We start from the raw sequence: 17920 nt of genomic DNA, 5'->3' as shown, positions 1-17920 counted from the left end.
CGTTCCCACAGCGGCATCGGACCGAATCCCATGAACGTACCGTTCTTCTCTTCCCATATTTTCCGCCCATCAAGTGCAGGTATGCGCCGCGTCGCCACTGTCGTTCTGGCTTGCCTCATCATGACGCTATCGGCCAACGCCATCGCCACGTTCGACCCGGCCAGCCAGCAGTTACGGGATCAGCAGCAGGCCGTGCGACAACTGGAGCAGCAGCAGCGGCTCGAACGCTGGCAGCGCAATCAACCTGCCAACGCCACTGAAGACCGCGACACTGCAACGCTCGACCCCGACCAGCACTGCTGGGCGATCAGCGGAGTACGCCTGGCCGGCAACCGCATGCTCGATACCCGGCAACTGCAGCCGATCGTGCGTGCGCTGTCGTCCTCCTGCATGGGTGTCGCCGAAATTGACCGGCTACTCAAACAACTGATCCGGCACTACGTGCAAGCCGGATATCCCACCAGTCGCCCCTATGTGGCCCGCCCCCCCGAGCACGGCGCCCCGCTGGACATCGTCATCGTCGAAGGCTTCATCGAATCGATCGAACTGGCTGGCACCGACCTGCCCCTGTCGCTGCAAAGCGCATTTCCGGGCATGCTCGGCCTTCCCCTGCACCTGCCAGACCTCGAGCAAGGCCTGGACCAACTCAACCGACTGCGTGCCTATGACCTGCAAATGGCCTTGCTGCCGGGCGAGATGCAGGGCGGCACCCGCGTCGTGCTCGAACCTCGGCGCGTCGCTTCCCGCGCCCACCTGGATGCCTTGCTCGACAACCGAGGCGGTGAACTGACCGGTCGCCACCGCTTCAACCTGGGCCTTGGCCTGGACAGCCCGCTGGGCCTGAACGACGAGCTGCGCCTTTCGCTTAATTCGGTGGTGTTCGACGCGCCCGGCCAGAATGAAGGCGCCAGCCTGTACTACAGCATTCCCCATGGCCGCTGGACCTTCAGGCTCAATGCCAGCCAGATGCGCTACCGAGCACCGATCCCGAACACCCGCTACGCCAGCAGTGGCCGCAGCGAATTCTACGGTGTCAGCGCCGAGCGCGTGCTGTGGCGCAACCAGCAAGGCATGCTCAGCGCCAGCGCCCGCCTGGACCGCAAGCAATTGCTCAACCGCTTCGGCCCCGCCGTACTGGCACTGCAGAGCCCGACCCTGGCGACTGTCGAAGCCGGGCTGAACCTGCTGTGGCTCGAAGGTGGATTGTGGAACGCTTACCTGGGCGTAAGCCAAGGGGTACGCTGGTTCGGCGCCGATCGCCCGTTCGCCCACAAGCAGGCGCCCCGCCCGGACTTCACCAAGTACCGCGCCAACCTGCTGCACCTGCGCCAAGGCCCGGCTCAATGGCCCTGGCGCTGGCAGAGCGAACTGGCCCTGCAATACAGCGCCCATGTGCTGCCCGCCGTCGAACAGATGCAACTGAGCGATCATTCGGCGGTGCGCGGATTCCGCCAGCACAACGTCGCGGGGGCCAGCGCCGGGGCATGGCGCAACACCTTCAGCCAGCCACTGCCCCTGCCGCTGCAGGTACGCCCATCCTTCGGCGTTGACCTTGGCTGGGCCCGTTATGCGCGCACCAGCCCGTCGCAGCGCCTGGTCGGCGCCTCGGCTGGCGTCGAGTTGAACCTGCCGCACAGTACGGTGCGCCTGGACTACCAACGCGCACTGCATGCCAGCGATCGCCCGCGCAAATCGCTGGAGCAAGGCTTCTGGGTCGCGCAATGGTCCCTCGCCCTCTGACCGACAAGCGAGCTACCACCTGAGCCGGCGCTGCCCGACCGTGTCTTCGGGCCCCAGCCATTGCACGCCGCGCAGCACCGGCGTCAAAACGGCATCGGCCTGCAACACGAAATCGACCTGCGCTTGCCGGGCCGCGAGGTCGGCGTCCAGGCTCATCTGGTGCTGGCCTTGACGAACCAGGCCAGCGCTCAACCGCCAGCCCTGACGGCAGGCCATCGCCAGCGAGCCCTGCCCCAGCTCCAGCGACCAGGGCGCGTTCAAAGCCAGGTCGGCGACGGTGATGCTGCCTGCGGCGGCTCGACAATGTTGCCCCGAGCCTTGCAGCTTGATGCTGCCCTGCCATTGCCCGGCCAGGCGATAGTCACCGAAGACGCTTGGCTGTGCGCCCAGTGCCTTAAGGTCGGCCTGCCAACGCCACGGCCAACCGCTCAGCCGGCCTTGCCAGCCCTGCCCCTGGAAGCCCAGGCGCACCTGCAGGTCGCGCTGCCATGGACGCCATGTCCATTGCACGGGTCCCACCGGTCCGAGCTGGGCAAACTGCCCTTGCCACAGGCTGCCGTTCACCCCCTCCGCCGGTAACCCGAGTCCCGCCACCAGCCAACGCACCGGCAGTTCTGCCACCAGGGTCAGCCAGAACACCAGACCCATCCAAAGGTACGCCCGCCGGTTCATGGTCGAAGCCGCACAGTAAAACGCAGCCCCTCGGTATTTCGCTCCAGCCCCCATTGCAACGGCTGCGCGCCGTCATCGCGCAGGGTCTGCAACCAGCCCTGCAGGGCTTGGGCATCGACCACCTTGCCGCGCAGCAGCCAGCCTTGATCCTCGGACTGCACCTCGGCCAATTCGATATGCCGGGTCTGGGCCGATTGGTGCAACGCTTCAAGGGTCAGCGCAGGCTGGCGCGGCTGTGCCGCAAGCGATTCGGCCAGTGCCTGCCATTGCCGCTGTTCCTGCCACAAGGCCATGCCCTCGCGCAGCGCCAGCAACCCCAGCAACAGCGCGACGACACCCCAGGCCAGCGCTAGCCGATGCTGTCGCATCCATTCACGGCTCATGCGGCGCTCCCCAGGTCGAACACCACGCGGCGCGCCTCGTCTTCCACCTGGACCTGCACGCCGGCTGCCGTGGCCATTTCCTGCCAGGGTGCCTCTGCACCCTCTCCGACCAGCTCAAGGTGCCAACGCTGGCCATCGAAGCGCACCACTTGCAGGCGCCAGCCGGGATGATCGTTCAACCATCCATGGACTTGCGCCTGCAACGCCTCGAGCTGGCGCAGGCGCACCTGGCGTTCACGCGCCTCGTCCTGCAGTTGCGTCAACACCCGCGCCGCCTGGCGAGGCGTCGGTTGAAGGCCGGTCACGGCCTGCACCTGGGCGCGATAGAGCTGGGCCTGGCGCCACTGTTGCGCGCTCCACAGCCCGCCCCACGCCAACATCAACGCCAGGCAGGCAATTGCCAGGCGCGCCTGCCCTTTTGCCAGGCGCAGGCCTTGGCGGGGGCGGCGGGCTTCGAACAAGCTAGGCAAGCCATCGAGCGGGGCAAGCACACCAGGCCAATCGCCATCGATGCCCTCGACCTCGCCAGGCAGCCAGGCGAGCGCGGGAGGCGGGCCAAGACCCTGCGGCCAGGCCAGCCAGTGGGTCTGGCCCTTGTACAGGCTCATCGCTCCTCGTCGCCAATGCCAGGCCGCTTCTGCTGCACAGTCGGGCAGCAACTGGAACTCAGCCCAGCAACATTCCACGGCCAAGCCCCAGGCGGCGCACTGCCCACGCCACTCGCTCAACCGGTCCCGCGCCACCACCAGCAGGCGCAACTGCCCTGCGTGGCGCCAGATACAAGCACACAGCACGTCATCGTCGCCTTGCAGCAAGCGATCCTCGAGCAGCAAGGGCCATTCCTCGCGTTTCAGCCCAGGCGGCGCGGGCAGCTGGAAATGACTGCAATGTTCACCGGGGACGATCAGGGCAACCCGCGCCCCGAGCCCCGCCGGAGGTTCGCCATGCCCCTGGCGCAGTGGACGGCCTTGGCTGACCAACAGCCACTCCCAGACCTCCCCGGGGCGCAGCAGCAGCCAGGGTTGTGCCGGCGCCCGCCGGCGCCATTCAAGCTTCATGCGCGCCCCCAGGGCAGAACGAAGGTACAGGTATAAGGTGCTCCATCACGCACTAGCTCCACGCGCACGCCCCTACCGGGGTGCGCTGGTTGATCGGAAGGCCAGGCGAGCCAATGGCCGGCCTGGTGGTAGAGAACATTCATCGCGCTGACCCGCTCCAGCCGTTCACGTAGCACCCAAACCGGTGCCGCGGCGGCATACAGGTCGGCCGAGGTTTCCAGCAGCAGCCGTTGTTCACGCGGCTCGAAGCGCAAGCGCTGGCGCTGCAGGCGCGATCCCCCTTCGGCCTGCGGCCAGGCGGCGGCGGCCACCCACAGCAGTTGCTGGCGGTCGGGCTGCCAGTCGAGCCAGCGCGTCGCCAACGGCAAACGCTGCTCGTACAGGCGGCGCAGCACCGGGCTGTCGAAGCGCCGCTCCAAGGCCAGGCAAAAATCCACTACGCCGGTTTCGCTCACCTGTTCATCGAGCCGCTCGCGCACCTTCAGCCAGCCGTTGACCAGCGCCGACAGCATCACCCCAAGCAAGGCCGTGAGGGCCAGGGCCACCAGCAGTTCGATCAGGGTCATGCCCGCCTGGCGCCGTTTCATGGCCGCTCCAGAAACACCGTGAACTGCCCCAGCGGCAGGCGCTGGTCACGATCGGCATGCAACAGCAGTTCGCCACGGCGCAGGTCGCGCACACCGGTGCGGCGCAACTGCAACTGCCAATGACAGGCCTGCCCGCCCTCCATCAGCACGCCGTTGTCCTGGTTGGTCGCAGGCCAATACTGCTCGACCACGAAGCGCGCCTGCAGCTCACGGGCGCACAGCAGGCCCAGGCGATGCTGCTGCACGGTGTCCTGCACCGCCAGGCGTTGGCGCAGGACCTGGCTGGTGATCACCGCGAGGACGGCGGCGATGCCCAGGGCCACGCTCACCTCCAACAGGGTGAAGCCGCGTTGCCGGTGCTTCATGGCATCGCGCTCACGCGCAACTGCCCGCCGCGGTCCCAGTCCCAGCGCTGACCGCCCTCGGCCCAGTGCCAGCGCACAGTGCCCGGACGTGACCAGCCATCGGGGGTGAACAGCAGCGCTGGCGCCTGGCTCGCTGGCCAGTCCGGCCGCAAGCCCTTGGGCCAATCACCCAGTGCCACGCTTTCCACCTGCCAGTGCTCGCCTTGCCGACGGACGAACTCGGGGCGTTGACCGTTCCAGCGCAGCCCGCGCAACTGCCCGGCATGGCGCGCCAGGTCGGCCTGGGCCACGGTGGTGGCGGCCAGGCGATCGAGCGCCTGGTCGATGCTGCTTCTGCCGCTGTCAAGCCAGGCCACGGCCATGCTGGTCATCAAGGCGGCGATGGCCAGCACCACCAGCAGTTCGAGCAGGCTGAAGCCGCGCTGGAGGGAGTGGGCCATAGGCTTGATCAACTTAAAGCGCCCAGTTGCCCAGGTCGGCATCCAGCCCTTCGCCGCCCGGCACGCCATCGGCGCCCAGCGAATACACATCGACCCGACCGTGCTCGCCGGGCATGCGGTACTGGTACGGGGTGCCCCATGGGTCTTCCGGCAGGCGGCGGATATAGCCGTCACTGCGCCAGCTGCGCGGCAGCGGTTCCTGGGCCGGCTTCTTCGCCAGCGCCGCCAGGCCCTGTTCGGTGCTGGGGAAGCGCAGGTTGTCCAGGCGGTACATGTCCAGCGCCTGTTCCAGGGTCGCGAGGTCGGCCATGACTTTCTGCTTCATGGCCTTGTCCTGGTTGCCCAGCACGCTGGGCGCGACCACGGCGATCAGCAGGCCGATGATGAAGATCACCACCATGATTTCCATCAGCGTGAAGCCCCGCTGGCGGTTGCGTCGTCGTTGCATCGAAGTTCTCCTTGTCACAGTTGCAATCCCTGGTTGAGCTGCATGATCGGCAGCAGCACTGCCAGCACGATGAACAGCACCACGGCGCCCATCACCAGGATCATCAGCGGTTCGAACAGCGCCATGGCGGTGTCCACCTGGCGGGCGAAGCCGCGCTCCTGGTCATCGGCCACCCGTTCGAGCATGTCGGCCAGGGTGCCGCTGGCCTCGCCGCTGCCGACCATGTTCACCAGCAGCGGCGGAAATTCCCCGGCGTTGTCCAGCGCCCGGTGCAGGCTGGTGCCGCCCTGCACCTGCTGGCGCACCTGCTCCATGGCTGCGCGGATGCGCCGGTTGCCAACCGTCTCGGTGGCCACCTGCAAGGCTTCGAGCAGGGCCACGCCGCTGCCGCAGAGGATCGCCAGGCTGCGCGCCAGCCGCGCGCTCTCGAGCACTTGCAGCAGCACGCCGATACGCGGCAGGCGCAGCAGCAGGTCGTCGCGGCGCAGGCACCAGTGCGGCTTGCGCAGCAGCCAGCCGCCCAACAGCGCGGCCAGGATCGCCAGTGCCAGCAGATAGGGGCCGGCCTGCACCAGCCCCTGGCTCAAGCCGATCAGTAGCGACGTGATCAAAGGCAGGCTCTGCCCGGAGTGGGCGAACTGCTCGGTGAGCTTGGGCACCACGAAGGTCATCAGGCCGACCACCACGGCCAGCGACACGCCCATCAGCACCGCCGGGTAGATCAGCGCGGTGCGTGCCTTGTGGCGCTGGCGCTGAACCTGTTCGAGATGGTCGGCCAGACGGCTCAGCACCTGGCCAAGGCGCCCGGAGCGCTCCCCGGCCTCGACCAGCGCGCAGTACAAACCAGTGAACGGCGCGCCCTGTCGCGCCAGGCTACGCGCCAGCCCCAGGCCCTCGGCGAGGGAACCGCGCAAGGCCACCAGCACCGCGTGCAAGGCCGGCTGGCGCAGTTGCCGCTCCAGTGTGGCCAGGGCATCGACCAGGGGGATGCCAGCGCCAACCAAGGTCGCCAATTGGCGGGTCAGCTCGCACAGTTGGGCGCGGGTCAGGCGCTGACGACGGGGCTGGGCGCTGTCGTGGCGTTGCAAGTGCCGGGTGAACAGCCCCTGCTCGCGCAGCAATTGCCGCGCATGGCGCTCGTTGTCGGCCTGCACGCTGGCCTTGTGTGCCTTGCCGGCAAGATCCACGGCCTGGTAGCGATAGGTCGGCATGCTCAGCCCTGCACCACGCGCAACACTTCGGCCAGGCTGGTCTCGCCACGGGCCAGGCAATCGCGGGCCTCAGCCACCAGGCTCTGCCGGCGGCCATCCAGGTAGGCCTGCATGGCCAGTTCGCTCTCGCCGTCGTAGAGCAAGGCAACCAGCCCGGCATCCAGCTCGATGAACTCGTACAGCCCCAGCCGGCCGACATAGCCGCTGCCCTGACATTGCTCGCAGCCGACCGGGTGAAAGCTTTCACGCAGGCTGCCCAGCTCAGGCCACAGTTCACGCTCGGCGCTTTGCAGCGGCTGCGCCACCGCGCAGGTGCACAGGCGCCGCACCAGGCGCTGGGCCAGCACCCCGCGCAGGCACGAGGCAATCAGGAACGGTTCGATGCCCATGTCGCGCAGGCGGGTCACCGCGCCCACGGCACTGTTGGTGTGCAGGGTCGACAGCACCAGGTGCCCGGTGAGGCTGGCCTGCACGGCGATCTGCGCGGTCTCCTGGTCGCGGATCTCGCCCAGCATGATCACGTCCGGGTCCTGGCGCAGGATGGCGCGCAAGCCACTGGCGAAGGTCAGCCCGGCACGCGGGTTGATGGCGGTCTGGCCGATGCCGGCGATGGCGTATTCCACCGGGTCCTCGACGGTGAGGATATTGCGGCTGCCGTCATTCAGGCTGTTGAGGCTGGCGTACAGCGTGGTGGTCTTGCCCGAACCGGTGGGGCCGGTGGACAGCACGATGCCATTGGGCCGCGCCAGGCAACCGCGCAAGCCACCCAGCACTGCGGCAGGCATGCCCAGGTTGTCCAGCGCCAGCAGGCTGGCCTGCTTGTCGAGCACGCGCATCACCACCCGCTCGCCATGGATGCCGGGCAAGGTCGAGACCCGCACATCCACCTCGCGCCCGGCGGCGCGCAGGGTGATACGGCCATCCTGGGGCTGGCGCTTCTCGGCGATATCGAGCCGCGCCATGACCTTGATCCGCGACACCAGCATCGCCGACAACGCCCGTGGCGGGCGCAGTACCTCGCGCAGGTGGCCGTCGATGCGCAGGCGCACCACCAGGCTCTGCTCGAAGGTCTCGATATGGATGTCAGAGGCGCGCAGGCGCAGGGCCTGGCCGAACAGGCCATTGATCAGGCGAATCACCGGGGCTTCGTCGTCGCTCTCCAGCAGGTCCTCGATGCGCGGCATCTCGCTCATCAGGCTGTCCAGGTCGACCTGCTCGCCGATGCCTTCGATCAAGGCCTGGTTCGCCGCCTCGCCGGCCTGGTAGAGCTGGCCGAGGCGCTCGTCGAAGCTCGCGCTGTCGAGCTGCTCGACGCCCACCGGCTGGCCATGCACGCGCAGCAGTTCCTGCAACTGGTCACTCTCGGCGTCGCCGCGCAGCCACAGCTGCCAGCCGTTTTCACCCGGTGCCATGGCCACCCCGCTCTGCCGTGCCAGGCGATAGGGCAGCATCACCAGTCACCGCCTTCAAGGCGTGCCCGGCTGGAGGGAAACACCTGCAGGAGCGGCAGGCCCTCGGCCAGGGCAGGCAGCTTGAGCGCAGTGTTCTGCTGCAGGCTCCGGTACTTCTGCTGGCTGATCCCGGCCAGACTCTCGCCGTCACGCAGGATGCGCGGGCGGATGAACACCATCAGGTTCTGCTTGGTGTTCTTGCTGGCGTCGGAACGGAACAGCCGGCCCAGGTAGGGAATATCGCCGAGCAGCGGCACGCGCTGGTTGCTGGTGGCCATTTCGTCGCTGATCAGCCCGCCGAGGATCACCAGGCCGTTGTCTTCGACCATGACCTTGGTCTTGATCTCGCGCTTGTTGGTGATCACGTCACTGGCGGCGCTGGAGTCGGCGATCGACGACACCTCCTGGACGATGTCCAGGCGCACGCTGTCGTCGATGCTGATCTGCGGCTTGATGCGCAGCTTCACCCCGACTTCCTTGCGCTCGATGGTCTGGTAGGGGTTGGCGTTGTTCTGGGTGACGGAGCCGGTGACGAACGGCACCTCCTGGCCCACCAGGATCGACGCCTCGGCGTTGTCCAGGGTCAGCAAGGTCGGTGTGGACAGCAGGTTGAAACCGCTCTTGCCCTTCAGCGCGTTGACCAGCATGGCGAAGTTGAAGCCACCACCGATATGGCCGATGCCGGCGGTGGCGCCAGTGGTAGCCGACAGCAGCTTGCCGAGTTTCTCGTTGTCGCCACTGCTGGCGGCCCCGGCGATGCTGGCGATGTTCACCCCGTTGCCGCCAAAGTTGACGATGCCGGCGCCGAACTTCTCATCTGCGAACAGCCACTGCACGCCCAGTTCCTGGGCGCTGCTGTCGGAAACCTCGGCGATGATCGCCTCGACCACCACCTGCGCCCGGCGAATGTCCAACTGCTCGACGATGCTGCGGTAGGCGGCCAGCTCGCTGTCGGGGCCAACCATCACCACGGCGTTGGTGCCTTCCTCGTACTCCAGGCGAATGCCCGAGTCGCTGGCCGCCGGCACGGGCGCATCCTTGCCCTCGCCTTCCGCCGCCGGCACCGTGCCAGCCTGGCTCAGGCCGCGCAGTACCTTGACCACCTCGGCGGCATTGGCGTGACGCAGATAGATGACCTGGGTGTTGCTGCTGCGCAAACTGTCGCTGGGCCGGTCGAGCTGCACCAGCAGCGCCCGCACCCGCTCCCGGCTGTCGGCGCTGCCGCGCACCAGCAGCGCATTGCTGCGCGGGTCGGCAACCACCTGGGCGCTGTCGGCGCCCTGCTCGCGGGCCAGCAGGCGGGTCACCAGGCCAGCGGTGTCGGCGGCGCTGGCATGCTTGAGCGGCATCACCTGCAACGGCTCGTCGCTGACCTGGTCGAGCTGGCGCAGCAGGCTGTCGATGCGCTCCAGGTTACTGCGCCAGTCGGTGACCACCAGCAGGTTTGCCGCCGGATACGGGGTGATCACCCCGACCCGTGGGTCGATCAGCGGCTTGAGAATGCCGAGCATCTGCTCGCTGGCGGCGTTGCGCACATTGAACACGCGGGTGGCCACGCCGTCGCTGCCTTCGGCCTTCTTGCCCGCGGTTTCCACCGGCACCGGCTCCAGGCGCGCGGCCTGGTCGGGCACGATCTTCACGCTGCCGTTGGGCAGGTCCACGGCGGCGAAGCCCTGGGCGCGCAGCTGGGCAAGGAAGATGTCGTAGATGGCGTCGGCGTCGTGGCGATCGACCGTGCGCACAGTGACCTTGCCCTGCACCCGGGGGTCGACGATGAAGGTGGTGCCGGTGATACGCGACACGCTGTCGATGAACTCGCCGAGCTCGGTATCGACGAAGTTCACCTCGTACAGCGGCGTGCCGTCGTCGGCGAAGACTTCCGCCTCTTCGGCCCGGGCCAGGGACATGCCGAGCATCAGCAGCCCGGCCAGACAGTACCTTGCGATCATCATTCATCCTTGGCGCTTGAAGCCGGTCACGGCGGGGCGTGGTGGCCAGGGCAGGCGCTCGCGCCGCCCGTTGTTGTCGAAGATCAGGCCATCGGCGTCGATGTCCTGCAGTACGATGCCCGGGGCCAGGCGCTGGCCACGGCCGAGGGTGCGCACCTGTTGGCCATGGCGCAGTACCACCACGCTGGCCGACAGCGGCTGGGCCTTGAGCCCGCCCAGGTAGGCCAGGGGCAGGCGGGTCAGCGGAATACGGCCGTCGTCCACCGGCGCTTGCCAATGCTCGGCCAGCAAGCCCGGCAACGGCGCCAGCGCCGACACCGGCGCACTGGCAGGTTGCGGCTGGCGGCTGAGCAGCAGCACGCACTGCGCCGCCAGCCAACCGGCGAGAGTCAGCAACGCGAAGCTGAAAACACGCGAGATCACGCGGCCACCTGTTGCGGGTGCCAGCCAGGGTGGCCCTGCACGTAGCGCACGGCCGGCAGTTGCAAGGGTGCCAGGGCCCAGCCCGGCGCCTGGCGGGTCAGCCAGGCTTCGAGGGTCTGCCACAAGGGCGCGCCGGCCTGGGCATCGAAGTGCAGGCCAAAGGTGCGGCACAGGCCCTCGACGGGTTGCAGGCCGATGATGCGCTTGCCGTTGGGGCTGTAGCTGACCTGCCAGTCCTGGCTTTGCCAGCGCGGCAGGTCCTGACTGTTGTCCAGCAGCAACGGGTCGCCGAACAGTTGCTCGGCGGCGTTTTCCAGCACCTGCTCGACCTGGCGCGCCGGGGCCTCCACCACCGGAGCGGGATAGCCGCCAGTCAGGCTGATCAGATGCTCGCGGGTGATCGCTTCACCGGCTTGCAGAGGGTAGTCGTAACGCAGACCGGGCAGCAGCACCGGCATGCTCGAATCGTCGGCCAAGGCCTGGTGCAGCAGGCGGTCCCAACTGCCGCCACGGGTATCGCGGCGCCACAATGTTTCTGGGGCACGGGCCAGCGGCTGGTCGAGCCAGGCGGCATGGCCGCTACGCTGGCGTTGCAACTCGCCGCGCAACTGGTTGGCGCGGGCCAGGGTCTGGGGGGCGAGGCTGTGCTCGAAGGCCGGGAAGAACCGCGCCTCGAACTGCCATTGGCCGCCTGCCTGGCGGCAGCGCAGGCGAAACGCGCCACTGGCCCGGCAACCGGCGAACAGCACCGGTACCCGGCGGCCGCTGGCCTGGGTGGCCTGCACCGGCGCCGGCCACAGGTCCTGGCCACGGGCGCACAACAGCACATCCACCTCGGGTATGCGCTCGGCCAACCACAAGCCCGGGCCGGTGCCGACATCTGCCAGCGCCACCACCAAGTCCGCCTCGCGCCGGGCTTGCTGGAAGCTCGGTTGCAAGGCTTGGTACCACTGTTTAAGGGAGGCTTTCTGATCCTGTGCATAAGGATCGGTGACGCCGACCACTGCAATGCGCACACCACCACGCTGGAACACCTGCAGCCCCTTGACGCCCAGGGCCTTGGCCTGGGCATCGGCCAGGGCCTTGGCCTGGGCATCGGCCAGGCCGGCACCCAGGGTAATAGAGGAGGACTGGCGATAGAGTCCGGCACTGCGCTGTGGCCACAGCACGCGTTCATCGCTGCTGACCCGCACCTCGCTGCCCAGCAGTTGGCTGCCCTGGACACCGCTTTCGCCCTGGGTGAGGTAGGCCAGGCCACTGCCGTTCCAGCATTGGCCGTTCTCCAGGGTCAGGCATTGTTCGCTGCCGGCCTCGCGCCGCAGCTGTTCGAGCAGCGCGGCCAATACTGCATAGCCTCCAGTCTGGGCCTGGCCGGCAAGGCCGGCATCGAGCAACGGCGCCAGCTCAAGCTGCCCGGCACTCGCATTCGGCCCGCTCATCCACGGGGCACGCCCCAGGTGGCTGACCGGGCCGAGGCGCGTGGCCGGTACCACGGCCTGGCCCGGCTGGCGGGCATCGAGGGTATCGGCGACATACAGCAGGTCCAGCGCGCGGTCGCCAGCGCCACCGGGCATGGGCAGGGCCGAACAGGCGCCGAGCAACGGTGCCAGGGCACCGACACCCATCCAGCTGATCACTTCGCGCCTGCTCGCCATCGACTCCGCCATCCCTGTTCACGTAGGGCTCCGGATATTGCGGCGCTTGCGTGACAGTTTGATGGCAGAAAACCGACTTTAATTCCAAAACAGCGCAGGTTAACGCTTTAGTAATAGCGGTGAGTTTTAAAGGCTGTTTAACAAATCTGACAAACAATCATCATACTTGCCCTCTACATTCGCGGTTTCCTTCAACTCAGCCAAAAAAGGACACCCTGATGAGTCGAGATACCGGCGATAACCTGGACCGCAACCAGAGCGGCAACCTGCCGATGGCCAGTGTCATGGACACCTACCTGAGCCGTCGCTCCGTGGTGCGCGGCAGCCTCGGCGCGGCCATCGCCATGATCGCCGGTGCCGGCCTGACCGGTTGCTTCGACAGCGGTGGCGGCTCGGATCACGACGATCCAGCGCCGCAGCCGGAGAAGCCCAAACTCAAGCTGGGCTTCAACTCCATCGCCGGCTCGCGCACCGACGCCTGCGTGGTCGCCGCCGGCTACAGCGCCTACGTGCTGGCCCCTTGGGGCACGCCGTTGAACGCCACCGCCAACCCATGGAAGGCCGACGGCAGCAACACCTCCACCGACCAGGCCAACGCCATGGGCATGCACCATGACGGCATGCACTTCTTCCCCATCAACGGCAGCTCCAGTGATGGCCTGCTGGCGATCAACTTCGAATACATCGACACCGCCGCCCTGCACCCGGCCGGACCCACCACCGTCGCAGGCAAACGCCCGGTCGAAGAGGTGCGCAAGGAGATCAACGCCCATGGCGCCGGCGTGGTGCGCATCAGCAAGGTCGCCGGGCGCTGGCAGGTGGTCGACAACGACCCGCTCAATCGCCGCTTCACCACCGTCTCGCTGATGGATATCGCAGGCCCCATGCGTGGCACCGACCACGTCAAGACCAAGTTTTCACCCACCGGCACCCAGTGCCGCGGCACCAACAACAACTGCGGCAACGGCTACACCCCGTGGGGCACCTACCTGACCTGCGAGGAGAACTGGCCCGGCATCTTCGTCAACAAGGGTGTGCGCCCGGCCGACCAGGTGCGGATCGGCGTCTCTTCGAGCAGTGGCCAGTACAAGTGGGAAACAGCGGCTGGTGATGCCAGCGAAGTGGCCGGCGAATTCGCCCGCTTCAACATCACCCCCAGCGGCGCCAGCGCCACCGATGACTTCCGCAACGAAGCCAGCACCTACGGCTACATCGTCGAGATCGACCCGTACACCAACAACACCCTGGCGGTGAAGCGCACCGCCCTGGGCCGCTTCCGCCATGAAGGCTGCTGCCCAGGCCTGCCGGTGGCCGGCAAGCCGCTGGTCTGGTACACCGGCGACGACTCCAACAACGAGTACCTGTACAAGTTCGTCTCCGACGCCCTGTGGGACCCGGCCGACGCCAACCCAGCCGACCGTTTGGCCACCGGCGCCAAGTACATGGACAAGGGCAAGCTGTATGTCGCCCGCTTTGATGCCAACGGCACCGGCGCGTGGCTGCTGCTCGACGTGGCCACCCCGACCACCGCCGGCAGCACCCTGGGCGCGCAGTTCGGCGACCTGCCGGGCATCATCCTCAACACCCGTGGCGCTGCCGACGCCGTGGGCGCCACGCCCATGGACCGCCCTGAGTGGACCGCCGTCAACCCGCTCAACGGCGACGTCTACCTGACCCTCACCAACAACAGCGCGCGCACCGCGGCCAAGGTCGACGCGGCCAACCCACGCGGGCCGAACCGCCACGGCCACATCATCCGCTGGCATGACAGCGACGACCACAAGACCTTCACCTGGGACATCTTCGTGTTCGGCGCCAACGCCGCCGGTGCGCCGGACATCAACCGCTCGGGCCTGACCGAACTGAACCAGTTCGCCAGCCCCGACGGCATGAGCTTCGATAGCCGCGGCGTGCTGTGGTTCGAGACCGACAACGGCGAAGCCACCCTGACCAGCTACACCAACGACCAGGTGCTGGCAGTGATCCCCACCGACCTGGTGGACGCCAACGGCAAGCAGGTCCCGGTCAACGCCACCAACCAGGTGGACCTGCGCCGCTTCTTCGTCGGGCCGAATGGCTGCGAGGTGACGGGGATTGCCTTCACCCCGGACAACAAGACCATGTTCGTCAACATCCAGCACCCGGACAACTGGCCGAGCACCGACAAGGCCACCGACGTCACGCCGGCCGGCACCCCGGTGCGGCCACGGGCTTCGACGGTGGTGATCCAGCGTAACGATGGCGGAGAGATCGGCACCGTCTGATCGATCAGCTTTCACCTCAATCGCGGGACAAGTCGCATCGGCGCACCGATGCGACTTGTCCCGCGATTTTGTTCTACCAGGCCACCGCCTCCCTGCCCCTGACCCGCACCTGCTGCGCCGGCACCCGCGCATGCCATTGCACCACGCCCAGCGCCTCGATCTGGAACTGGCTGCGTAGCGTGCGCCCCTCTTCCTCGAACGACAGTTGCAGGACGAAATGGCCGCTGTTGAGCAGCAACCCTTCGCTTAGCCGGGCGAAGGTCTCGTCATCCACCGCCCCCAGCGCCTGGCGCAACGCCGCGGCATCGACATACCCGGCCGCCGGGCGGCCACTGATCACGCGGCTGAGCATCGAACGGGAGAACCGCCCTTCATACATCGCCTCCAGCAACGGCAGGTGCTCCAACCCAAGGGCATTGGCATTGAGCCGCCAGCCGCTGGTCGACGGCAGCGCGCAGAGCATTCGATAGCGGCCTTGCCGAGCACTGTCCGGCTCCAGCAGCAGGTTCAGTTCACTGGTGTCGAGCATGGGCTGGTTGGCCGCCAGCCGCGGTGGTTGCTGGCGCAGGTACTGGGCGCTCTCGGCGCCCTGCAGGCGGGCATCGCTATCGGCGTCCAGCCAGTCGGCCAGGGTATCGACCAGCCGTTCGGCAGCCATGTCATCGCCCAACAGCTGGCGCAACTGGCGCTCGGCCCGTGGGCCATCCTCCCCCAGCAGGGCGTTGACGTTGAAGCAGCTGTGCTGGTCGATCACCCGCAACTGCGCCTTGCCGGCACCAAAGTCGTAGGTCAGCGGCTGCCCGCGCAGGGCCTGCCAGAACAGCGGACTGGCGCGCCAGGCCGGATCACGCAAGGCCTGGGAGGCGTAGGCCAGTCCCGCCTGCTCCATGGCCCGTACCTGCACCCGCTGGTGCAACAGGCGCACCGCGTCCACCTGGCGCCGGCCATCCTCCACCAGCCAGGCCAGCCCCGCCGCCAGCATCGCCAGCACCACCAGCACCATCAACAGTGCTGCGCCCCGTTGTCGCCTGCGCCCCATCCCTGTCTTCCCGTGGCTGCTGAAAAGCGCCAGTCAACACGCCGGTTGTTGCAGGCAGATGGCAGTCATGTGCCCGTCATCTGCGCAGGGCAGGATTGGCCTTCCTTTTTCTTTGACCTGACAGGAGTGGTCTTACATGGGTGGCATCGGAATCTGGCAATTGGTGATCGTGCTGTTGATCGTCTTCCTGCTGTTCGGCACCAAGCGTCTCAAGGGGCTGGGCGGTGATGTGGGCGAGGCGATCCAGGGCTTTCGCAAGTCCATGGGCGGTACTGCTGACAACACTGTCGAGCAGCCCCCGCAAGTGCTGAACAATCAGCCGGTGCAGCAGACACAAACGGATCGTCAGGCCTGATGTTCGAGATCGGCTTCACCGAACTGCTGTTGGTGGGCATCGTCGCCCTGCTGGTGCTCGGCCCCGAGCGCCTGCCGGTGGCGGCGCGGACCCTGGGCCGTGGGCTGGGCCAGGCCCGTCGGGCACTGAATGCGTTGAAGGCGCAGGTGGAACGGGAGATCGACATGCCCGCCCTGGATGCCGCGCCGTTGCAGCGCCTGGAGCAGGATCTGCGCCAGGGCATCCAGCTCGACGCGACGCCGGCCAATGACCCGACACCCGTCGCCCATGCCAAGGAGAGCGCTTGATGTCCCTCGCTCTCGACCAGGCGGCGCGCATGCCGCTGACCGATCATCTGCGCGACCTGCGCAAGCGCCTGGTGCGCTGCCTGCTAATGATCGCGCTGGTGTTCTGCGGCTTGTTCCCCTTTGCCCAGACGCTGTACACGCACATCTCCGAACCGCTGCGCCGCTACCTGCCCGAAGGCGCCAGCATGATCGCCACCAGCGTCACCTCGCCGTTTCTTGCGCCATTCAAGCTGACGGCGATGTGCGCGCTGTTCGTCGCCATGCCGCTGCTGCTGCACCAGGCCTGGGGCTTCATCGCCCCGGGGCTGTACCGCCGCGAACGGCGTATCGCCCTGCCCCTGCTGGTGTCGAGCATCGTGCTGTTCTATGGCGGCATGGCGTTCGCGTTCTTCCTGGTGTTCCCGATGATGTTCGGTTTCTTCGCCAGTGTGACCCCGGACGGGGTGGCGATGATGACCGACATCGGCCTGTACCTGGACTTCATCCTGGCGCTGTTTTTGGCGTTCGGCCTGGCCTTCGAGATCCCGGTGGCGACCTTCATCGTGGTCTGGGCAGGGCTGACCGACGTCGCCACGCTGCGGCGCAGCCGGCCTTATGTGATCGTCGGCTGCTTCGTGGTGGGGATGATCCTGACGCCGCCGGATGTGTTTTCCCAGACCATGCTGGCGGTGCCGATGTGGGTACTGTTCGAGGTGGGGTTGCTGGCGTGTGGGTTGATGCGCCGGGCGGAGTAAAGCTGTACCGGCCTTATCGCGGGGCAAGCCCGCTCCCACGCCAATCGCACATTTGCACACTCTGCGGGGGAGCGGGCTTGCCCCGCGATAGGGCCATCAGCTCAACCAGAACGGTTCAACCCCACCTCCATGTCATCGATCAGCGCCTTGGCCATGGCGCTGAGGATCCGCGCCGAGCTGCCGGCCAGCAGGTCACCCTCCATTTCCGCCTCGCAAGTCAGGTGGCGGATGCAGCCGAGCAGCACCGACAACTCGCTGAAAGCGTCCTCGAAGGAAACACCCGGTTCGACCTTGAACAGGTCCAGGCAGACCGTGCGACCTGCAGTATGTCCGCGAGTCATGGTCGCAGCTCCGGTTTGTGTTCGAGCAGGGCGCAGGCCAGTTGGCCGAGGTAGTCGCTGGCTGTGAACAGACGGTCCTGAACTTCACCGGGTTCGGTCTGGAAGTAGATATCGAGGACATCGGAAATGGCAGTGGCTACCTCGACGGCGGCGGCCATCGCCTCCTCGCGGGCGAGCGTGGGACGGATACTGATGAAGGGTGCGAGACGGGGTGGGTCAGGTACGCGTTTTTTCATTGGGAAGTTCCTTCGTGATTAACAGGAACCGCCACTTGATCGTTCTCACATGATTGGGTGGCAGCCGTACACGGAGTGAGAACCCGGTCACGAAGAAAACCGGTCAGGCAGAACCTGCCCGCGCACGGCTGCCATAGCAGAGCGGCGTTCTTCGTGATGCGGGTTCTCACACCCTGTCACCACAATGTGGCGACCCGGTGAAGTTATCCCTGGGGTCTTTCCCCGACAACGCGCCAGCTTCCGGCAAGCACGTAGGATAGTTCCCAAGCTTTTCCGGTTGAA

At 67.1% G+C, this 17920-nt stretch carries 20 protein-coding genes; 5 read left to right on the top strand and 15 right to left on the bottom strand.

Annotation, left to right across the window (positions count from 1 at the left end):
* The first annotated feature begins 81 nt into the window (after positions 1 to 81).
* On the top strand, positions 82 to 1740 hold the full coding sequence (locus tag C3F42_RS23255) for a ShlB/FhaC/HecB family hemolysin secretion/activation protein (protein ID WP_104444968.1): 1659 nt from the start codon (positions 82 to 84) through the stop codon (positions 1738 to 1740).
* Between the two features lie 12 nt (positions 1741 to 1752).
* Here C3F42_RS23255 and C3F42_RS23250 read toward each other — a convergent pair whose 3' ends face one another.
* Genes C3F42_RS23250 through C3F42_RS23195 form a run of 12 tightly spaced genes read right to left on the bottom strand, consistent with a single transcriptional unit; the run spans position 1753 to position 12394 of the window.
* Positions 1753 to 2388, bottom strand: a complete 636-nt coding sequence (locus C3F42_RS23250; RefSeq protein ID WP_256586226.1) for a type II secretion system protein N — start codon at positions 2386 to 2388, stop codon at positions 1753 to 1755.
* Positions 2389 to 2408: 20 nt separating this feature from the next.
* Positions 2409 to 2795, bottom strand: coding sequence for a type II secretion system protein GspM (gene gspM, locus C3F42_RS23245; protein ID WP_104444966.1), 387 nt, complete (start codon positions 2793 to 2795; stop codon positions 2409 to 2411).
* Complete coding sequence (locus C3F42_RS23240) at positions 2792 to 3853, bottom strand: GspL/Epsl periplasmic domain-containing protein (protein WP_104444965.1); 1062 nt, start codon at positions 3851 to 3853, stop codon at positions 2792 to 2794. Before C3F42_RS23240 ends, gspM begins: the two co-directional genes overlap by 4 nt.
* A complete protein-coding gene (locus C3F42_RS23235; protein WP_038706711.1) occupies positions 3850 to 4440 on the bottom strand; it encodes a prepilin-type N-terminal cleavage/methylation domain-containing protein in 591 nt (196 codons plus the stop codon). Before C3F42_RS23235 ends, C3F42_RS23240 begins: the two co-directional genes overlap by 4 nt.
* Positions 4437 to 4805 (bottom strand): type II secretion system protein, encoded by a 369-nt coding sequence (locus C3F42_RS23230; RefSeq protein ID WP_104444964.1) that lies wholly within the window; start codon positions 4803 to 4805, stop codon positions 4437 to 4439. The genes C3F42_RS23235 and C3F42_RS23230 overlap by 4 nt, the downstream gene beginning before the upstream one ends.
* Positions 4802 to 5245 (bottom strand): type II secretion system minor pseudopilin GspH, encoded by a 444-nt coding sequence (gene gspH / locus C3F42_RS23225; protein WP_104445335.1) that lies wholly within the window; start codon positions 5243 to 5245, stop codon positions 4802 to 4804. The genes C3F42_RS23230 and gspH overlap by 4 nt, the downstream gene beginning before the upstream one ends.
* 13 nt (positions 5246 to 5258) lie before the next feature.
* On the bottom strand, positions 5259 to 5693 hold the full coding sequence (gene gspG / locus C3F42_RS23220) for a type II secretion system major pseudopilin GspG (RefSeq protein ID WP_094011664.1): 435 nt from the start codon (positions 5691 to 5693) through the stop codon (positions 5259 to 5261).
* A 14-nt stretch (positions 5694 to 5707) separates the two neighbouring features.
* Positions 5708 to 6904 carry a type II secretion system inner membrane protein GspF gene (gene gspF, locus C3F42_RS23215; protein ID WP_038706714.1) on the bottom strand — a complete coding sequence of 399 codons (1197 nt, stop codon included), beginning with the start codon at positions 6902 to 6904 and terminating at the stop codon, positions 5708 to 5710.
* Between the two features lie 2 nt (positions 6905 to 6906).
* A complete protein-coding gene (locus tag C3F42_RS23210; protein WP_104444963.1) occupies positions 6907 to 8355 on the bottom strand; it encodes a GspE/PulE family protein in 1449 nt (482 codons plus the stop codon).
* A complete protein-coding gene (gene gspD / locus C3F42_RS23205) occupies positions 8355 to 10304 on the bottom strand; it encodes a type II secretion system secretin GspD (RefSeq protein ID WP_104445334.1) in 1950 nt (649 codons plus the stop codon). The genes C3F42_RS23210 and gspD overlap by 1 nt, the downstream gene beginning before the upstream one ends.
* Positions 10305 to 10307: 3 nt before the next feature.
* Positions 10308 to 10727: a pilus assembly protein PilZ gene (locus tag C3F42_RS23200; protein WP_038706716.1), complete on the bottom strand. Its 420-nt coding sequence runs from the start codon at positions 10725 to 10727 to the stop codon at positions 10308 to 10310.
* A complete protein-coding gene (locus C3F42_RS23195; RefSeq protein ID WP_104444962.1) occupies positions 10724 to 12394 on the bottom strand; it encodes a lipoprotein UxpA in 1671 nt (556 codons plus the stop codon). Before C3F42_RS23195 ends, C3F42_RS23200 begins: the two co-directional genes overlap by 4 nt.
* Before the next feature lie 206 nt (positions 12395 to 12600).
* Here C3F42_RS23195 and C3F42_RS23190 point away from each other — a divergent pair, with 206 nt between their 5' ends.
* Complete coding sequence (locus C3F42_RS23190; RefSeq protein ID WP_094011668.1) at positions 12601 to 14646, top strand: PhoX family phosphatase; 2046 nt, start codon at positions 12601 to 12603, stop codon at positions 14644 to 14646.
* 73 nt (positions 14647 to 14719) lie between these two features.
* On the opposite strand, the gene gspK is transcribed toward C3F42_RS23190, so the two are convergent.
* Positions 14720 to 15685, bottom strand: a complete 966-nt coding sequence (gspK, locus tag C3F42_RS23185) for a type II secretion system minor pseudopilin GspK (protein WP_104444961.1) — start codon at positions 15683 to 15685, stop codon at positions 14720 to 14722.
* A 136-nt stretch (positions 15686 to 15821) separates the two neighbouring features.
* Here gspK and tatA point away from each other — a divergent pair, with 136 nt between their 5' ends.
* Genes tatA through tatC form a run of 3 tightly spaced genes read left to right on the top strand, consistent with a single transcriptional unit; the run spans position 15822 to position 17061 of the window.
* Positions 15822 to 16040, top strand: coding sequence for a twin-arginine translocase TatA/TatE family subunit (gene tatA / locus C3F42_RS23180; RefSeq protein ID WP_201754980.1), 219 nt, complete (start codon positions 15822 to 15824; stop codon positions 16038 to 16040).
* Positions 16040 to 16327, top strand: coding sequence for a Sec-independent protein translocase protein TatB (tatB, locus tag C3F42_RS23175; protein ID WP_094011670.1), 288 nt, complete (start codon positions 16040 to 16042; stop codon positions 16325 to 16327). Before tatA ends, tatB begins: the two co-directional genes overlap by 1 nt.
* A complete protein-coding gene (gene tatC, locus C3F42_RS23170; protein ID WP_094011671.1) occupies positions 16327 to 17061 on the top strand; it encodes a twin-arginine translocase subunit TatC in 735 nt (244 codons plus the stop codon). The genes tatB and tatC overlap by 1 nt, the downstream gene beginning before the upstream one ends.
* Positions 17062 to 17162: 101 nt before the next feature.
* On the opposite strand, the gene C3F42_RS23165 is transcribed toward tatC, so the two are convergent.
* Together C3F42_RS23165 and C3F42_RS23160 are read right to left on the bottom strand one after the other, a co-directional pair.
* Positions 17163 to 17402: a DUF3077 domain-containing protein gene (locus C3F42_RS23165; protein ID WP_050704173.1), complete on the bottom strand. Its 240-nt coding sequence runs from the start codon at positions 17400 to 17402 to the stop codon at positions 17163 to 17165.
* Positions 17399 to 17638 (bottom strand): hypothetical protein, encoded by a 240-nt coding sequence (locus C3F42_RS23160; RefSeq protein ID WP_094011672.1) that lies wholly within the window; start codon positions 17636 to 17638, stop codon positions 17399 to 17401. The genes C3F42_RS23165 and C3F42_RS23160 overlap by 4 nt, the downstream gene beginning before the upstream one ends.
* Positions 17639 to 17920: the final 282 nt, after the last annotated feature.

The sequence above is a fragment of the Pseudomonas sp. PONIH3 genome, assembly GCF_002934345.1.
Classification (GTDB): domain Bacteria; phylum Pseudomonadota; class Gammaproteobacteria; order Pseudomonadales; family Pseudomonadaceae; genus Aquipseudomonas; species Aquipseudomonas soli.
The sequence above is the reverse complement of the archived record's forward strand: the minus strand, read 5'-3'. Positions and strand labels throughout refer to the sequence as shown.

What these genes read in the sequence shown, in the direction of transcription:
- C3F42_RS23255 (WP_104444968.1), top strand. Translation starts at nt 82, where the DNA reads ATGCGCCGCGTCGCCACTGTCGTTCTGGCTTGCCTCATCATGACGCTA.
- C3F42_RS23250 (WP_256586226.1), bottom strand. Translation starts at nt 2,388, where the DNA reads ATGGGTCTGGTGTTCTGGCTGACCCTGGTGGCAGAACTGCCGGTGCGT.
- gspM (WP_104444966.1), bottom strand. Translation starts at nt 2,795, where the DNA reads ATGAGCCGTGAATGGATGCGACAGCATCGGCTAGCGCTGGCCTGGGGT.
- C3F42_RS23240 (WP_104444965.1), bottom strand. Translation starts at nt 3,853, where the DNA reads ATGAAGCTTGAATGGCGCCGGCGGGCGCCGGCACAACCCTGGCTGCTG.
- C3F42_RS23235 (WP_038706711.1), bottom strand. Translation starts at nt 4,440, where the DNA reads ATGAAACGGCGCCAGGCGGGCATGACCCTGATCGAACTGCTGGTGGCC.
- C3F42_RS23230 (WP_104444964.1), bottom strand. Translation starts at nt 4,805, where the DNA reads ATGAAGCACCGGCAACGCGGCTTCACCCTGTTGGAGGTGAGCGTGGCC.
- gspH (WP_104445335.1), bottom strand. Translation starts at nt 5,245, where the DNA reads ATGGCCCACTCCCTCCAGCGCGGCTTCAGCCTGCTCGAACTGCTGGTG.
- gspG (WP_094011664.1), bottom strand. Translation starts at nt 5,693, where the DNA reads ATGCAACGACGACGCAACCGCCAGCGGGGCTTCACGCTGATGGAAATC.
- gspF (WP_038706714.1), bottom strand. Translation starts at nt 6,904, where the DNA reads ATGCCGACCTATCGCTACCAGGCCGTGGATCTTGCCGGCAAGGCACAC.
- C3F42_RS23210 (WP_104444963.1), bottom strand. Translation starts at nt 8,355, where the DNA reads ATGCTGCCCTATCGCCTGGCACGGCAGAGCGGGGTGGCCATGGCACCG.
- gspD (WP_104445334.1), bottom strand. Translation starts at nt 10,304, where the DNA reads ATGATCGCAAGGTACTGTCTGGCCGGGCTGCTGATGCTCGGCATGTCC.
- C3F42_RS23195 (WP_104444962.1), bottom strand. Translation starts at nt 12,394, where the DNA reads ATGGCGGAGTCGATGGCGAGCAGGCGCGAAGTGATCAGCTGGATGGGT.
- C3F42_RS23190 (WP_094011668.1), top strand. Translation starts at nt 12,601, where the DNA reads ATGAGTCGAGATACCGGCGATAACCTGGACCGCAACCAGAGCGGCAAC.
- gspK (WP_104444961.1), bottom strand. Translation starts at nt 15,685, where the DNA reads ATGGGGCGCAGGCGACAACGGGGCGCAGCACTGTTGATGGTGCTGGTG.
- tatA (WP_201754980.1), top strand. Translation starts at nt 15,822, where the DNA reads ATGGGTGGCATCGGAATCTGGCAATTGGTGATCGTGCTGTTGATCGTC.
- tatB (WP_094011670.1), top strand. Translation starts at nt 16,040, where the DNA reads ATGTTCGAGATCGGCTTCACCGAACTGCTGTTGGTGGGCATCGTCGCC.
- tatC (WP_094011671.1), top strand. Translation starts at nt 16,327, where the DNA reads ATGTCCCTCGCTCTCGACCAGGCGGCGCGCATGCCGCTGACCGATCAT.
- C3F42_RS23165 (WP_050704173.1), bottom strand. Translation starts at nt 17,402, where the DNA reads ATGACTCGCGGACATACTGCAGGTCGCACGGTCTGCCTGGACCTGTTC.
- C3F42_RS23160 (WP_094011672.1), bottom strand. Translation starts at nt 17,638, where the DNA reads ATGAAAAAACGCGTACCTGACCCACCCCGTCTCGCACCCTTCATCAGT.